The 14356-nt window shown below is 60.6% G+C and carries 15 protein-coding genes; 6 read left to right on the top strand and 9 right to left on the bottom strand.

What is annotated here, in order from left to right; translation table 11 throughout:
• Positions 1-103 precede the first annotated feature (103 nt).
• Together D8V06_RS24485 and D8V06_RS24480 are read right to left on the bottom strand one after the other, a co-directional pair.
• Positions 104-916 carry a class I SAM-dependent methyltransferase gene (locus D8V06_RS24485; RefSeq protein ID WP_130931983.1) on the bottom strand — a complete coding sequence of 271 codons (813 nt, stop codon included), beginning with the start codon at positions 914-916 and terminating at the stop codon, positions 104-106.
• A 43-nt stretch (positions 917-959) separates the two neighbouring features.
• Positions 960-1229, bottom strand: a complete 270-nt coding sequence (locus D8V06_RS24480; RefSeq protein WP_130905112.1) for a DUF4242 domain-containing protein — start codon at positions 1227-1229, stop codon at positions 960-962.
• A gap of 182 nt (positions 1230-1411) precedes the next feature.
• Here D8V06_RS24480 and D8V06_RS24475 point away from each other — a divergent pair, with 182 nt between their 5' ends.
• The gene (locus D8V06_RS24475) at positions 1412-2404 is read left to right on the top strand and encodes an AraC family transcriptional regulator (RefSeq protein ID WP_130931982.1); all 993 of its coding nucleotides are present in this window, start codon (positions 1412-1414) and stop codon (positions 2402-2404) included.
• A gap of 9 nt (positions 2405-2413) precedes the next feature.
• Here D8V06_RS24475 and D8V06_RS24470 read toward each other — a convergent pair whose 3' ends face one another.
• The 3 genes from D8V06_RS24470 to D8V06_RS24460 all read right to left on the bottom strand — a co-directional run bounded on the left by D8V06_RS24470 (position 2414) and on the right by D8V06_RS24460 (position 4297).
• Positions 2414-3640 carry a cytochrome c biogenesis protein DipZ gene (locus tag D8V06_RS24470; RefSeq protein WP_130931981.1) on the bottom strand — a complete coding sequence of 409 codons (1227 nt, stop codon included), beginning with the start codon at positions 3638-3640 and terminating at the stop codon, positions 2414-2416.
• Between the two features lie 89 nt (positions 3641-3729).
• Positions 3730-3984 carry a hypothetical protein gene (locus D8V06_RS24465; RefSeq protein WP_056856874.1) on the bottom strand — a complete coding sequence of 85 codons (255 nt, stop codon included), beginning with the start codon at positions 3982-3984 and terminating at the stop codon, positions 3730-3732.
• Positions 3985-4033: 49 nt separating this feature from the next.
• Entirely contained in the window at positions 4034-4297 is a 264-nt protein-coding gene (locus D8V06_RS24460) for a DUF2790 domain-containing protein (protein ID WP_056856875.1), read from the bottom strand.
• Positions 4298-4603: 306 nt separating this feature from the next.
• Here D8V06_RS24460 and D8V06_RS24455 point away from each other — a divergent pair, with 306 nt between their 5' ends.
• The 5 genes from D8V06_RS24455 to D8V06_RS24435 all read left to right on the top strand — a co-directional run bounded on the left by D8V06_RS24455 (position 4604) and on the right by D8V06_RS24435 (position 8896).
• Positions 4604-5344, top strand: a complete 741-nt coding sequence (locus D8V06_RS24455) for a response regulator (RefSeq protein ID WP_056856876.1) — start codon at positions 4604-4606, stop codon at positions 5342-5344.
• Positions 5341-6651, top strand: coding sequence for a HAMP domain-containing sensor histidine kinase (locus D8V06_RS24450; protein ID WP_130931980.1), 1311 nt, complete (start codon positions 5341-5343; stop codon positions 6649-6651). Before D8V06_RS24455 ends, D8V06_RS24450 begins: the two co-directional genes overlap by 4 nt.
• An 82-nt stretch (positions 6652-6733) precedes the next feature.
• Entirely contained in the window at positions 6734-7366 is a 633-nt protein-coding gene (locus tag D8V06_RS24445; RefSeq protein WP_130931979.1) for a CDP-alcohol phosphatidyltransferase family protein, read from the top strand.
• Complete coding sequence (locus tag D8V06_RS24440; protein ID WP_056856879.1) at positions 7353-7952, top strand: lysophospholipid acyltransferase family protein; 600 nt, start codon at positions 7353-7355, stop codon at positions 7950-7952. Before D8V06_RS24445 ends, D8V06_RS24440 begins: the two co-directional genes overlap by 14 nt.
• Entirely contained in the window at positions 7949-8896 is a 948-nt protein-coding gene (locus D8V06_RS24435) for a phosphatidate cytidylyltransferase (RefSeq protein ID WP_056856880.1), read from the top strand. Before D8V06_RS24440 ends, D8V06_RS24435 begins: the two co-directional genes overlap by 4 nt.
• A gap of 25 nt (positions 8897-8921) precedes the next feature.
• On the opposite strand, the gene D8V06_RS24430 is transcribed toward D8V06_RS24435, so the two are convergent.
• The 4 genes from D8V06_RS24430 to D8V06_RS24415 form a co-directional block, all read right to left on the bottom strand.
• Positions 8922-10547 carry a methyl-accepting chemotaxis protein gene (locus D8V06_RS24430; RefSeq protein ID WP_130931978.1) on the bottom strand — a complete coding sequence of 542 codons (1626 nt, stop codon included), beginning with the start codon at positions 10545-10547 and terminating at the stop codon, positions 8922-8924.
• Positions 10548-10914: 367 nt separating this feature from the next.
• Complete coding sequence (locus D8V06_RS24425; RefSeq protein WP_130931977.1) at positions 10915-11673, bottom strand: putative DNA-binding domain-containing protein; 759 nt, start codon at positions 11671-11673, stop codon at positions 10915-10917.
• Complete coding sequence (locus D8V06_RS24420; protein WP_130908526.1) at positions 11666-12505, bottom strand: DUF692 domain-containing protein; 840 nt, start codon at positions 12503-12505, stop codon at positions 11666-11668. The genes D8V06_RS24425 and D8V06_RS24420 overlap by 8 nt, the downstream gene beginning before the upstream one ends.
• A gap of 143 nt (positions 12506-12648) precedes the next feature.
• The gene (locus tag D8V06_RS24415) at positions 12649-13983 is read right to left on the bottom strand and encodes an acetamidase/formamidase family protein (protein ID WP_130908527.1); all 1335 of its coding nucleotides are present in this window, start codon (positions 13981-13983) and stop codon (positions 12649-12651) included.
• Between the last annotated feature and the right edge of the window lie 373 nt (positions 13984-14356).

Below are 14356 nucleotides of genomic sequence, written 5' to 3'. Positions count from 1 at the left end.
CCGCCGTTGCCGCAGCGACAGGTATTCAACCAATCACCACTCACCTTCACCCGCTCAACTCCAGCCCCTGTGAGAGCAAGCCCCCACAGGGACCAAAGCAAATTCAACGCCGGGTAATCACCACCTCCAGATATTCACTCGGCATCACCAAAGACCTGTCCCCCGCCCGATTCGAACGATTGATCAGTTCCGTCAGGTCGTTTTCCAGCCCCTTGGCACCGTCCGGTGGCAATGCTGCGAATGCCTTGTGCACCGGGCCGTACCACATACGGAAGGTGTCGATGAAATGCGCCGCGCTGCGATAGCGGAAATTGAAGGTCTTGCGCGTCACCTGAACCAGGAAGTTGCGCTCGTCGAAGTGTGTGTGCAGCCAGGCTTCGGTGCCCCACTGCGAAGGCGGTTGCGCGCCCGGTGGTGGCGGCATGTGTCGGCCGAGGGTCTTGAACATCTGGCCGACGAAACCTTCCGGCGTCCAGTTGGCCAGACCGATCCGGCCACCGGGCCGACAGACCCGTGCCAGCTCCGAAGCGGCTTTGGCCTGATCCGGGGTAAACATCACGCCGAAGGTGGAAAGCACGGCATCGAAACTGCCATCGTCAAACGGCAGCGCTTCGGCATCGGCCACCTGGAACGTAACATTCAGGCGTTCCGCCCTGGCGCGATCTTCGCCGCGTTCGAGCAATGCGGCCACATAGTCAGTGGAGGTGACCTGACAACCGCGCCGCGCGGCAGCCAGCGTCGCGTTGCCGTTACCGGCCGCGACATCGAGCACTTGCTCATCGCACAACAGATCACAGGCTTCGGCCAGTTGCTCGCCGACGATCTGCAAAGTCGTGCCGATGACGGCGTAATCACCACTGGCCCAGGCGGCCATCTGGCGGTTTTTCAAGGCAGTAAGATCAATGGGTGTACTCATGGAGACGATCTCTGGGTTGGAACACAGATCAACTACCGGCGCGTTATTCCGCCGTGGTGGGATCGATGATGTTCATGACCTGGGAAACGCGATTGGCCGGGAAACCACTCAGCCGTGCATGCTCCTGGATCTGTTCTTCGCTTGGCGCGATGTACACGCAGTAGAGCTTGTCACCGGTGACATAACTCTGCAGCCACTGCACCTGCGGCAGATCGCGCAAGGCCCTGCAGGACTTTTGCGAAGCGGCTTTCAAATCCCTTTCTGACAGTGTTCCAGCACCTGGAATCTCGCGTTCTATGACGAACTTAGGCATGGCAACCTCTCATTCTTGTTATTGATGACAGAGCCGGGCTGACCCTGTGCGTCAACTATCGCGCTGCCGGCCTCCGGCGTCCTGTCCGATCGTCGGCCAACCTTGGCCGATCGTCCGGCGGTTTCACAAGTCGCTGCGGCAGGCTCACAATCGAGAACATCGGTCCGCACGGGAAGGTCATCATGGATGCCCTGTCACAGACCCTGCGTGTCGTCCGTCTGGTCGGCGCCATTTTCATCAATGCCAGGTTCACTGCACCGTGGTGCTATCAATCACCGAGGGCCGATACGGCGGCACCGTTTCTGGAGCCGAACGCCGAGCGGGTGGTGATCTTCCATCTGATCACCGAGGGCGAGTGTTATGTCGAACTGGGGGATGATCCGCCCCTGCAGCTGAGCGCTGGCGATGTCGTGGTGTTCCCCCAGGGCGATGCCCATCGCATGAGCTCGCAACCAGGATTGACACCGGCCAGCGGGACGCGGCTGGACAAGGTGCTGGCGCGACGGCCACGGCAACTGAGCTACGGTGGTGGCGGCGCGGTCACGCGTCTGGTCTGTGGTTATCTGGCGTGCGATACGCGGTTGGCGGGCATGTTGCTCACTGGATTGCCATCCGTGGTGCGGGTCAATGTGCGCGGTTCGAATGCCGGGGTCTGGCTGGAATCTTCGGTGCGTTATGCCTTGGCCGAAGCCCGCTCGCCGCGGCCTGGCGGTGAAGGCGTATTGGCCAAACTGGCCGAAGTGTTGTTCATCGAAGTCCTGCGCCTGTACATGCACGAGCACGGCAAGGCCCGCACCGGGTGGCTGGCCGGGGTCAGCGACCGGATCGTCGGCGCCGCACTCAATGCCTTGCACAAAAAGCCCTGCCACACCTGGACCCTGGAGGAACTGGCACGAACGGCCGGCACCTCCCGATCCGTGCTGGCGGAGCGCTTCCAACAATTGGTCGGGGTGTCGCCGATGCAGTACCTGACGCAATGGCGCACGTTGCTCGCAGCCAACCTGTTACGCAGCAGTAACAGTTCCTTGATGCGCATCGCCGAAGAAGTGGGTTACCAGACCGACACGGCGTTCAGTCGGGCATTTCGTCGAGAGTATGGAGCGCCGCCAGCGGCGTGGCGGCGCAGTCAGGAGAATCGCTCGGTGACCCACGGCACAATGCATGTGAGCCATTGAACGGCAGGATCAAACGGCTGGAGCGCTAGCCTTGGCGTCGGCCTTGGCCTCTTCCAGCAGCTGCTGGATCATCTGCTCCTGGGTGTCATACCGACCTTCACCGAAGTGGGTGAAACGCACCTGGCCCTTGGCATCGATCAAGTAGTGGGCAGGCCAGTACTGGTTGTCGAAGTTGCGCCAGATCGCGTAGTTGTTGTCGATTGCCACCGGGTAGGTGATGCCGTACTCCTTCACCTTGTCCTTGACGTTGTCGATGATCCGTTCGAAGCCGTACTCAGGCGTGTGCACGCCGATCACCACCAGTCCGTCCTTTTCGTACTTCTTCGCCCAGTCTTTGACGTACGGCAGGGTGTGCTTGCAGTTGATGCAGTCGAAGGTCCAGAAATCCACCAATACCACTTTGCCTTTGAGCGATTCGTTGGTCAGGGCTGGCGAATTGAGCCATTGCACAGCGCCGTTCAGCGAGGGCATGGGGCCCTGGGCATTGTCCATGGAATCGGCCTTGACCTTGCTGACGAAGTAGTCGACGACCTTGGGCACGGTTTCGAGCACGCCTTTCTCGACGCGGCTGACACCTTCCGACGAGGTATTGGCCAACAGCACGCTATCAGCGCCAGTGGAGATCACCGCCGCCCCGGCCAACACGGCGACACCGGCACCACGACGCAACCAGCCAGTGACCGGGATCGATGGTTTCAGGCGATTGACCAGGCCGCGACCGGCGAAGATCAGGATGCCCAGCGACAACGCACTGCCCAAACCGTAAGCCACCAGCAACAGGCTGGTCCCGGCGTTCGCACCCTGCAACATGGCACCGGTCAGGATGACCCCGAGGATCGGCCCGGCGCACGGTGCCCACAGCAGACCGGTGGCGACCCCGATCATCAGCGAGCCCAGCGGACCGGAAACCTTTCGGCTGTCGGGGTCCAGGCGATTGCCCAGCAACACGAACGGTCGTGCCAGCCAGTCGCCGACCCGAGCGGAAATCAGCGACAGGGCAAACAGCACCATCACGATCAGGGCCACATGGCGGCCGGCATTACTGGCCTGAATGACCCACTCGCTGCTGACCACCGCCAGGCTGGCGACCAGGGCAAATGTCACGGCCATGCCGCCGAGCGTCAGCAGGATCGAGGAGCGGGTGCGGTCGGCACCCGCGAACAGGAACGGCACGACCGGCAGAATGCACGGGCTGAGGACGGTCAATATGCCGCCCAGGAAAGCGATGAGAAACATGGGATCACCTATTACGAATCAGAGGGCGACATACATCCCCTGTGGAAGCTGATTGCCAGCTCCCACAGTGGAACGGTGGTGTTCGGGCTTCAGCTGTTCTGGCTTTCCTGTTGCTTGCCCTGTGGCGTGTGGCTATAACCGTTTTCGGCAACCACCTGAGCTTGCGGCGTGCGGTTGTAGCCATCCTCGGCGAGGAACCCCTCACCGCCCTTCTGCGCCACCGGCGTCAGCTGAAAGCACGTGCTGCTGCCGCAGGCACTTTGTTCAACAGCGGCATTGGCGTGGGCCGCGGCGCCGGCGACGGAAAAGGCAATGGCGGTCAAGAATCGGCTGACGTTGTTCATGGTGTTGTTCCTCGTTTCAAATGGGCTGGGCAATGGCTGATCGCAGGACTCAGTTATCCGAGCCGCAGTTATCGGAAATCTTGCGGTAGTCCACGACGTGGGTTTTGCTCTGGGAATCGAGGTAGGTCAGTTGCGCATCCACCACACCGCAAGAAGGCGTGGCGTCCTGTTTCAGCGATACGACTTTCTGAATGTCCAGGTGTGTACCGTAGGTGTACGGTTTAGCGCTGACATCGGATTCGGCACGGGCCGACAAGGTGCAGATGTTCAGGGCGGCAAACAGGCAAGCGGCGTAGACGGCTTTGGTGTTCATGGCGGTTTTCCTCAAGGTTTCGATAGGGTCAATCGTTTGTTGGCTAGAGGCCGTTAGGCTTGCCTCGATGGAACCTATTAAAAGCTCGCGAGGTATCCCGTATGTGTCGGGAACAGGCGCGGATAAATCGGTAAGTATCTGAGCCGGCGCGGGATACAGAGCGATACAAAACCCCGGAAAATCGCTTTTTTACGTCTGTGTGTATCCACCGACAAGCCAGATACACTGCAATACAAACCCCTGCGGGCGAGCAGGAAAAGGCTCGGTAGACTGTGCGGCATTCACCCCTTACAGAGGCAAGTCCCCATGGAGCACGTCGATCACATTCTCATCGTTGATGATGACCGCGAGATCCGCGAACTGGTGGGCAACTACCTGAAGAAGAATGGCCTGCGCACCACCGTCGTCGCCGATGGCCGGCAGATGCGGACTTTTCTCGAGTCCACACCGGTGGACCTGATCGTGCTCGACATCATGATGCCGGGCGACGATGGCCTGATGCTCTGCCGCGAACTGCGCTCGGGAAAACACAAGGCCACGCCGGTGTTGATGCTCACCGCCCGCAACGATGAAACCGACCGCATCATCGGCCTTGAGATGGGCGCCGACGACTATCTGGTCAAGCCGTTCGCCGCCCGCGAATTGCTGGCGCGGATCAACGCGGTGTTGCGCCGCACACGGATGCTGCCACCCAACCTGGTGGTCACCGAAAGCAGTCGCCTGCTGGCCTTCGGGCGCTGGCAGCTGGACACCTCGGCCCGTCATCTGCTGGACGGCGACGGCACCATGGTCGCCTTGAGCGGCGCCGAATACCGTTTGCTGCGGGTGTTCCTCGATCATCCGCAGCGGGTACTCAACCGCGACCAGTTGCTCAACCTGACCCAGGGCCGTGACGCCGATCTGTTCGATCGTTCCATCGACCTGCTGGTGAGCCGCCTGCGCCAACGCTTGCTGGACGATGCCCGCGAACCGGCCTACATCAAGACCGTGCGCAGCGAGGGCTATGTGTTCTCGCTGCCGGTGGAAATCGTCGGTGCGCCAGCATGAAGCTGTCGATGGGCTGGCCTCGCACCCTGGCTTCGCGGCTGTCGCTGATCTTCCTGATCGGCCTGATCCTCGCCCAGGCGCTGTCCTTCGGAGCGCAGTATTACGAGCGCTACGAAAGCGCAAAAAACACCATGCTCGGCAACCTGGAAACCGACGTCTCGACTTCCGTCGCCATCCTTGACCGCTTGCCCGCCCATGAGCGCGCCGGATGGCTCAAGCAACTGGATCGACGCAATTACCGATACCTGCTGGATGAAGGCTCGCCCGGTACCTCCATGGACATGAACATGCCCGAGGCGCCCATCGCGATGACTTCGATCAAGGATGCCATCGGCATGGAGTATCCCATGACCGTAACCGACATTCCCGGCCCGCAGAAACGCTTTCAGGTCCACCTGAAACTGTCGGATGGCAGCCCCCTGACCATCGACGTGCGGCCTTCAATGGTGCCGCTGTCGCCCTGGCTGCCCATCGTGCTGCTCGGCCAACTGGCATTGATGCTCGCCTGCACCTGGCTGGCCGTGCGCATCGCCATCCGCCCCCTTACCCGCCTTGCCGAGGCCGTGGACACCCTCGATCCCAACACCCATCCGGTGCTGCTGGACGAGAAAGGCCCGACCGAAGTAGCCCATGCCGCCAGGGCTTTCAACGCCATGCAGGCGCGCATCGCCGCCTACCTGAAGGAGCGCATGCAGCTGTTGGCCGCGATTTCCCATGACCTGCAAACGCCGATCACCCGGATGAAACTGCGCGCCGAGTTCATGGATGACTGCGTCGAAAAAGACAAACTGTGGAACGACCTCAGCGAAATGGAGCATCTGGTGCGCGAAGGCGTTGCCTATGCCCGCAGCGTTCATGGCGCCACCGAAGAGAGTCGTCGCACCGACCTGGACTCGTTCCTCGACAGCCTGGTGTTCGACTATCAGGACGTGGGCAAGCAAGTGAAGTTGAGCGGCAAGAGCACAACGGTCATCGATACCCGCCCCCACGCCTTGCGCCGGGTACTGGTGAACCTCACCGACAACGCCCTGAAGTTCGCCGGCGCCGCCGAATTGCTGGTCGAAAAAAACGCCGACGGCAGCGTCTCGGTGAAAGTCATGGACCGCGGCCCAGGCATCGCTGAAGCAGAACTGGCCCAGGTCATGGAACCGTTCTACCGCGTGGAAAACTCACGCAACCGCAGCACCGGCGGTACCGGGCTGGGTCTGGCGATCGCCCAGCAATTGGCGTTGGCGATCGGAGGATCGCTGACCTTGAGCAATCGCGAGGGTGGCGGCTTGTGTGCCGAGCTCAAGTTGCGGGGTTGATTGCCCAACACCGATGAATACCCTGTAAAGCCGCTGAATGCATATACGCTTAGTAAAACCTCAGCGACAGGGATACCGAGTGATGGATGACAACAGAAGGCCGATCAGCGCGCGTTCCACCGGTTGGGCCAAGCACATCACCAACGCGCTGGTGAAAAGAGACATCTCACCGAACCAGATCTCCGTCACCAGCATCGTCTTTGCGCTCGTCGGTGCCATTGCGCTGAACATCGATAACGGTGTAGCCGGATCAATCTGCTGCGCCGTCGCCATTCAATTGCGCCTGTTGTGCAATCTGTTCGACGGGATGGTGGCCATCGAAGGCGGCAAGCAATCCCCGATTGGCAGCCTGTACAACGAGTTTCCCGACCGTATCGCCGACAGTCTGCTGATCGTCGGGCTGGGTTACGCAATCTGGCAGCCGGAACTCGGCTGGTTCGCCGCCCTGGCCGCCGCGCTGACAGCGTATGTCCGGGTATTCGGTGGTTCCATCGGCCTGCAGCAGAATTTCATGGGACCGCTGGCCAAGCAGCACCGAATGGCTGTGATGACGGTCGGCCTTGTGCTCAATGCTGTCGAATTCCACCTCTACGCCAGCCACTACGTGCTGCTGCTGACACTGATCATCATTGCCATCGGCTCCGCTGCCACCTGCATCACCCGCACCCTGGCAATCTCCAGACAACTGAAGGAGGCCGGCCATGTGGATCAGTAATGCCCTGATCGCGGTACTCAGACTGCTGATCGGCGTCACCGCCCGCTGGGAAGGCCCGCCGGACCTCACCCGCCAGCGCATCTACTTCGCCAACCACAGCAGCCACATGGACACCCTGGCAATCATGGCCGCCCTGCCCCCCGAAGCGCGGGTCAATGTGAAACCGGTCGCTGCGGCGGATTACTGGGGCAAAAACCGGTTTCTTTCCTACATCTCCCAACAAGGCTTGAATGCGGTCCTGATCGAGCGCAACCCTGCGCCCGGCACCAATGTGCTGGAGCCGATTTTCGATGTCGTACGGGCCGGTCACTCGATCATCATTTTTCCCGAAGGCACCCGCTCCAGCCAGGCCTTGCCGGGGCCATTCAAATCAGGAATCTACCGGCTCAGCGAAACCTTCCCCGATGTCGACCTGGTGCCCATTTACCTGGAAAACCTGCATCGCTCCATGCCCAAGGGCAAGCATGTGCCCCTGCCGATCATCTGCACCATCCGTATCGGCAATCCGCTTCCAAGGATTGCTGGCGAAGACAAACAGCTGTTTCTGGAGCGGGCGCGTGACGCCATCGTGAGGCTGTCGAAATGAGTCTTGAGCAAAAATTCCTGTGGTTCTTTTTCGCGATCGCCTGCTTGTTGGCGCTCGCTTCGGTGATCGGTCGAGTGCTGGCCAGGCGTGCCACGAGCGAAGGCGCAATCTCCACCATCGAAAACCTCAACCAGCGCGTGAACGCCTGGTGGGGGATGGTGATCATCTTCTTCGTTTCCTGGTTATTGGGGCCGAATGCGACGGTGGTGCTGTTCGGCTTCATTTCCCTGTTCGCCCTCAGGGAGTTCATCACCCTGACCCCGACGACACTGGGCGACCACAACGCGCTGTTCTCGGCGTTTTTTATCTTGATACCCCTGCAATACCTGCTGATCGGCAGCCACTGGTACTCGATGTTCACGCTGCTGATTCCGGTGTATGCCTTTCTGTTGTTGCCGGCGATCGCGGTGTTGAGCCAGGACACCGAGGCGTTTCTGGAAAGAACAGCCAAGATCCAGTGGGGCGTGATGATCTGCGTTTACTGCATCAGCCACGCGCCGGCCCTTTTGTTGCTGGACCTGCAAGGGTTCACCGGCCAGAACGCGCTGCTGTTGTTCTATCTGGTGTTCGTCGTGCAGTTGAGTGATGTGCTGCAGTACGTCTTCGGCAAGCTGTTGGGCAAGCACAAAGTCGCGCCGTTGGTCAGCCCTTCGAAAACCGTGGAAGGGCTGGTAGGTGGCGGGCTGTCCGCCACGCTGATCGGCGGCTGCATGTTCTGGATGACGCCGTTCAACTTCTGGCAGTCGCTGTTGATGTCGCTGGTGATCGTGGTCATGGGTTTTCTCGGTGGCCTGGTCATGTCTGCGATCAAACGCAGCCTCAGCGCCAAGGACTGGGGCACTATGATCAAGGGGCACGGCGGCATGCTCGATCGCATGGACTCGATCTGCTTCGCCGCGCCGATCTTCTTTCACCTGACCCGGTACTTCTTTTCCGTGCTGTAAACCGATGACAACCACGGCTTGTCGGTCAGATGACAAACCGCGCCACCAGCGCATTCAGATCCACCGCCAATCGCGACAGCTCATGGGTCGCGGTGCTGGTCTGGTTGGCACCGGCGGCGGACTGCGAAGCCAGATCGCGAATGTTCACCAGGTTGCGATCGACTTCGCGGGACACCTGCGCCTGCTCCTCCGAGGCACTGGCGATGACCAGATTGCGCTCATTGATCAGGTGGATCGACTGGGTGATCTGCTCCAGCGCCACACCGGCGGCGCGAGCCAATTCCAGAGTGCTTTGGGTGCGATGATTGCTTTGCTGCATCGATGCCACGGCTTCGCCGGTGCCGTTCTGGATGCCGGCGACCATCTTCTCGATCTCCTGGGTCGATTGCGCCGTGCGATGGGCCAGCGCCCGAACTTCGTCCGCCACGACAGCAAACCCCCGCCCTGCTTCGCCGGCACGGGCCGCTTCGATGGCCGCGTTGAGCGCCAACAGATTGGTTTGCTCGGCGATGGCACGGATCACATCCAGCACCTTGCCGATATCACGCCCCTGGGCCGCCAGACCTTCAATCATCAGCGAGGTGTTGTGCACGTCGTGGGTCATGGTCTGGATGGCATCGACGGTTTCCACCACACGGTCACGGCCTTCACGAGCGGCCTGGGTCGATTGATTCGATGCTTCGGAGGTCGACACCGCGTTACGCGCCACTTCTTCCACGGCGGCGGTCATTTCGTTGACGGCGGTGGCGGCCTGTTCGATTTCATTGTTCTGTTGTTGCAAACCACGGGATGCGTCTTGAGTCACCGCGCTGAGTTCTTCGGCGGCCGTGCCCAGTTGTGTGGCGGAACCGGCAATCTGTTCGATGGTTTTGCGCAGGCTGGCCTGCATCGTGGCCAGGGCGCCGAGCAACCGCGCCGGTTCGTCCTTGCCATCGACCTCGATGGTCTTCGTCAGGTTACCTTCGGCAATGGTCTGTGCGGCCAGTACGGCGCGGTTCAACGGCGTGACGATGCTGCGGGTCAACAGCAAGGCCAACAGCACGGTCAGTAACGACGCGATTACCGCTACTGCGACGATGCCGGTAATGGCACTGTCGTAATTGTCCCCGGCAACAGTCGACGCCTGCTTGGCATCGGCGTTATTGAGCGCCACCAATTTGTTCAACTGCTCGCCCATCTGATCGGTACCGTCCTTGATCCGCGTATTGATCAGCGCGCGCATTTCATCGAGTTTGTTCTGCCGCGACAGCTCCATCATCTGGTTCTGGGCTTGCATGTAGTTGTTGAGCGTGGCCTCGAACGTCTTGTACAGCTGCGCTTCTTCGGCACCGGCCGGCAGCGCGGCGTAACTGGCTTGCGCACTGCGCAGCTTGTCGATCAGCACGTTGATGCGCGTCTGGGCTTCCTGCAACGCCGCTGGATCGCGGTTGACCAAAATCCGGAACGACAGAATGCGCATGCGCAGGACGTTTTCGGTCATGTTGCCGAGAAAACCGACGCTGGGCAGTTGCGTCGCCTCCATGTCGACGGAGGCCTGGCGGATAACCGTCATGCGGTTCACCGCGAACACACCGAGCACGATGACCAGCAAGGCAATGAAGGCAAAACCCAGGAAAGCGCGAGGCGCGATATTCAGCTGACGCAAGGACATAGGACAACTCTCGGGAAAGTGTGGCGGCGAGCATCCTTGCGTGATCACTGAAATGGCGGGCATGGGCGCACGCTTCTTCAGACAGGCGCCATTGTTGTAATGAATTCATGTACGCCTGTTGGTTGTATCGGCCAGGCTTGAGGATTATTGCGGGGGGTTCAGCAAATAAATTTCAAAGAGTCAGTACTGTTTCAGCGGTGAGACACCTGGCACGCAAGTACCCATTTTCACGCAGCACCCCCCCCTGCAGGAGCGAGCCTGCTCGCGATAGCGGTGAGTCAGTCACATCATTTCTGATTGAAAGACCGCCATCGCGAGCAGGCTCGCTCCTACAGGGGATGTGTGGTGGTTTGGAGATTGGCGCCGGTCAGAGGTTCACGCCCACCACGGATTGGTCATGCAACTGCTGCAACAACGCCAAGCCGTTATCAAAGAACTCTGATGAGCCGGTCATTCCCGCCTCGTCCGCCAATGCCAGCAACTGCGCCCGTCCGGTCAGCCCGGGAAATTCCTCGATGCGCTGCAACAGTCGAAACGCCAACGGGCTCAACCCGGAGAATTTCACGCTGAAATCCGGGTCTCGACGAACCAACAGCAACGTCGGCTGATCCGGCGCCACATCGGGCTGGAAATCCGGTCCCACCCTCTGCACCGGCCAGGCATACGCCAGTGGCCACGCCAAGGGTGAAACCTGCAACGGACGATCCAGCAACGACTCGCTATCGCCGGATGACAGTGGCTCAGCTTCGGACTGTTGCAGCGCCATCTCAACCCACTCGTAGTGCGCAAGTTCCACCATGAACGGCGGCCACGCCCCACTGGCCAATGCCTCAGGCTCTGACGCGAGAAACTCGACGAACTCTTGCGCGATCTCACCGAATTTCGGCGTGTGAGCACGGTAGTCGCGCAGGAAGATTCGCACCAGCGCCCGCCACTGTTGGTCACCGAGGATCTTCACCAGCACCGGGAAAGTACCGCTGATCAGCGACGACAGGTTGGCGAACACCAGATCGCGATAAACCTGCGCCCGTGCCGGGTCCATCTCGGGGGGTGGCGCGCAGTGGTCGGGGTCGCGCAGGTACAGGCCCATGCTGTTTTGCTGTTGGTGCAGCGAACGCTTAGCCACGGTTCACCTCCTCGGCCTGTAAACGGCGGATGGTGTCCAGTTCGGCAACAAGTTCGGAAAACGCCGGGAAGTTGAAGTCCCGTTCCAGCAGCGTCGGTTGCGCACCGAAACGTGCATAGGCCTCGGCCAGCAGCGACCAGACCGCAGGTTTGACCGAGGCGCCATGGGTGTCGATTTTCAAGGTGTCGGACTCATCGAAGTGCCCGGCGATGTGCATGGCCACCACGCGATTGGCATCGATGCCGGCCAGGAAGGTACGCGGATCGAAGCCGTGGTTGATCGAATTGACGTAGACGTTGTTGACGTCCAGCAACAGGTCGCAATCGGCTTCGCGCAGCACGGCGTTGGTGAACGTGACTTCATCCATGTCCTGCTGCGGCGCGGCGTAGTACGAGACGTTTTCCACAGCCAGGCGTCGACCGAGAATGTCCTGGGCCTGGCGGATGCGCGCAGCGACGTGATGCACCGCCTCTTCGGTAAACGGCAGCGGCAACAGGTCATAAAGATGACCGTCATCGCTGCAGTAACTCAGGTGCTCGCTGTACAGCGGCACGTTGTAGTGATCGAGAAAAACCCGCACCTCTTGCAGAAACCCGACATCCAGCGGCGACGGCCCGCCCAGCGACAGCGACAAGCCGTGACAGGACAACGGATAACGCTCGGCCAGGCTTCGCAACGCCGCGCCATGGGCGCCGCCGATACCGATCCAGTTTTCCGGAGCGACTTCAAGAAAGTCGAAATGACCGGCTGGGGCAGCCTGAAGGTCTTTCATTAAACCGCGACGCAAGCCGAGCCCGGCGCTGGCCTTGGCGGAAGTGAGGGGGGTCTGCATGGTGTCGATCTCAAGATTGTCAGAACGTAAGCACAGTTAATCGAAGCGGTGTATCGGAACTGTGTTGCGTGCCGACGGAAAACGGCAGGACTTGTATCGTCAGCAGGCCTGTACACACTGTGGTACAGGCCCGCCGCCCGGCATTACGCCAGGTCGTACTTCTCGCGCACCAGATGACCGATGCCGATGCGATCCAGCACGTCCATCGGGCACAGGAACGTCACGCGCACGGTGCCCGGCAAGCGACTGATATCGATGGAACCGGTAATGGTGGCGCGGTTGAGCACTTCGTCATAAGGCAGGCCGGTGACGGAAGCGGCGCGCTGCAAACCGTTCTCCACCGCAAGGTTGAGGTTTTCGCCGCTACCGATGAAGGTGATCGGACCGCTCTGCTCGATCTCCTGCTGGCCCCAACGTTCACCTAACGCCCGGACTTTTGCCTGCTGTTCGGCGTTCATCGGGCGCGCCATCGGCGGCAGGTCATCGAGGTTTTGCAGAAGGATCGGCCCATCCAGGGTCAGGTTCTTCACCACCTGCACCACCACTTCGGTTTCCCCGGAGCAATCGGTGGCATGCCCGGCGATCTCGCCATTGCCCTGCTGAGCGTGCATGTCCCCCATGTACACCCCGGCACCCGGCACTTTCACCGGGCAGATCAACACGCAGCCTTCGCGGATCGAATTGGTGTCCATGTGGCCGTCGGTCTTGGCCGCGTGCAGTTCTTCGCGGGTCATGCCGAAACGGTGCGGTGCATTGATCAGGTATTGGCCGAAATCAGCGCAGTTGTGCGAATCGGGAATGTCACGGGACGGCATCGTGCCGATGTTGCCGAGGAACGGCCGCATGTGCGCCGCGACGCCCGGAATATCGGCACGGGCCAGGGACAGGATCGAGTGCTGCGCAGCGAACTCCGGCAGTGCCGACATTTCGCTGGCGTTGCCGGCCAGTTGATTGGCGATGTCCTGATTGACCGTGAGGCTGACCTGGTTCTGCGCATCGAACACGATTACATAGCCGTGGCTGAAGCGAAACGCGCTGACTTCGGCGCCACAGTTGTTGCAACGAATCGCGTCTTCGCCAATGCCATCGACATGGCTGGCCGGGTGTTCGGTGCCGCATTTGGAGCAGAATTTGGCGACGAACGGATCGCCGTTGTAGCGCCCCTCAACGAACTTCATCACGCCGGAGGATGTAGCCAGCGACGTCACGCGCATGCTTTTGATCTTGATCGCCACGGCATCGCCGATCTGTGCACCGACGATGGCGACCGGTTGTGTGACTTCATGGCCACCCTCGAAGGCCGGCGTGATCATCGGTCCCCAACAGCCCGGCGGCGTGCCGGTGATCAGGGTGCCACCGTCAGCCAGCGGCCCGAGCATCGGCTGGCTCGGGCCGATAATGCCGTTGGTGTAGTGATCGACCCGCAGGCGATCGACCGGTGTGGCGTTGAGATTGGATTCAGGCACACGTGTTGTCATTGTGGTCCCCTTGACCGCATCAGGCGCGGAACAGAGTCAGGAGCGAACGGCCGCGGGTGAATGCGGCCAGGGAAAGTGGCTCAACAGTTCAGCGCAGGTTTGTATCTGGTCTGTGTTCGGTGGGGGTCTGCAATTGCGCGAGACTGTATCGAGAGGCCGTTTGGATACAGTGGGATACATGAGATCGCCGCAAAACCCTGTGGGAGCGGGCTTGCCCGCGATGAGGCCGGCACCTATTGCATTTTCGGCGGCTGACACACCGCAATCGCGGGCAAGCCCGCTCCCACAGGGCTCAGTGCAAAGCCATAGAGCACTTTCGTCGCTCCAACCCGCGGTATACGGCCTGCGAACTAAACTTAATGCACCACAGGAC

Origin of the sequence: Pseudomonas sp. Sample_24, assembly GCF_004307605.1 — a bacterium.
In the GTDB taxonomy this organism is placed as follows: Bacteria; Pseudomonadota; Gammaproteobacteria; order Pseudomonadales; family Pseudomonadaceae; genus Aquipseudomonas.
The sequence above is the reverse complement of the archived record's forward strand: the minus strand, read 5'-3'. Positions and strand labels throughout refer to the sequence as shown.

What these genes read in the sequence shown, in the direction of transcription:
- D8V06_RS24485 (WP_130931983.1), bottom strand. Translation starts at nt 916, where the DNA reads ATGAGTACACCCATTGATCTTACTGCCTTGAAAAACCGCCAGATGGCC.
- D8V06_RS24480 (WP_130905112.1), bottom strand. Translation starts at nt 1,229, where the DNA reads ATGCCTAAGTTCGTCATAGAACGCGAGATTCCAGGTGCTGGAACACTG.
- D8V06_RS24475 (WP_130931982.1), top strand. Translation starts at nt 1,412, where the DNA reads ATGGATGCCCTGTCACAGACCCTGCGTGTCGTCCGTCTGGTCGGCGCC.
- D8V06_RS24470 (WP_130931981.1), bottom strand. Translation starts at nt 3,640, where the DNA reads ATGTTTCTCATCGCTTTCCTGGGCGGCATATTGACCGTCCTCAGCCCG.
- D8V06_RS24465 (WP_056856874.1), bottom strand. Translation starts at nt 3,984, where the DNA reads ATGAACAACGTCAGCCGATTCTTGACCGCCATTGCCTTTTCCGTCGCC.
- D8V06_RS24460 (WP_056856875.1), bottom strand. Translation starts at nt 4,297, where the DNA reads ATGAACACCAAAGCCGTCTACGCCGCTTGCCTGTTTGCCGCCCTGAAC.
- D8V06_RS24455 (WP_056856876.1), top strand. Translation starts at nt 4,604, where the DNA reads ATGGAGCACGTCGATCACATTCTCATCGTTGATGATGACCGCGAGATC.
- D8V06_RS24450 (WP_130931980.1), top strand. Translation starts at nt 5,341, where the DNA reads ATGAAGCTGTCGATGGGCTGGCCTCGCACCCTGGCTTCGCGGCTGTCG.
- D8V06_RS24445 (WP_130931979.1), top strand. Translation starts at nt 6,734, where the DNA reads ATGGATGACAACAGAAGGCCGATCAGCGCGCGTTCCACCGGTTGGGCC.
- D8V06_RS24440 (WP_056856879.1), top strand. Translation starts at nt 7,353, where the DNA reads ATGTGGATCAGTAATGCCCTGATCGCGGTACTCAGACTGCTGATCGGC.
- D8V06_RS24435 (WP_056856880.1), top strand. Translation starts at nt 7,949, where the DNA reads ATGAGTCTTGAGCAAAAATTCCTGTGGTTCTTTTTCGCGATCGCCTGC.
- D8V06_RS24430 (WP_130931978.1), bottom strand. Translation starts at nt 10,547, where the DNA reads ATGTCCTTGCGTCAGCTGAATATCGCGCCTCGCGCTTTCCTGGGTTTT.
- D8V06_RS24420 (WP_130908526.1), bottom strand. Translation starts at nt 12,505, where the DNA reads ATGCAGACCCCCCTCACTTCCGCCAAGGCCAGCGCCGGGCTCGGCTTG.
- D8V06_RS24415 (WP_130908527.1), bottom strand. Translation starts at nt 13,983, where the DNA reads ATGACAACACGTGTGCCTGAATCCAATCTCAACGCCACACCGGTCGAT.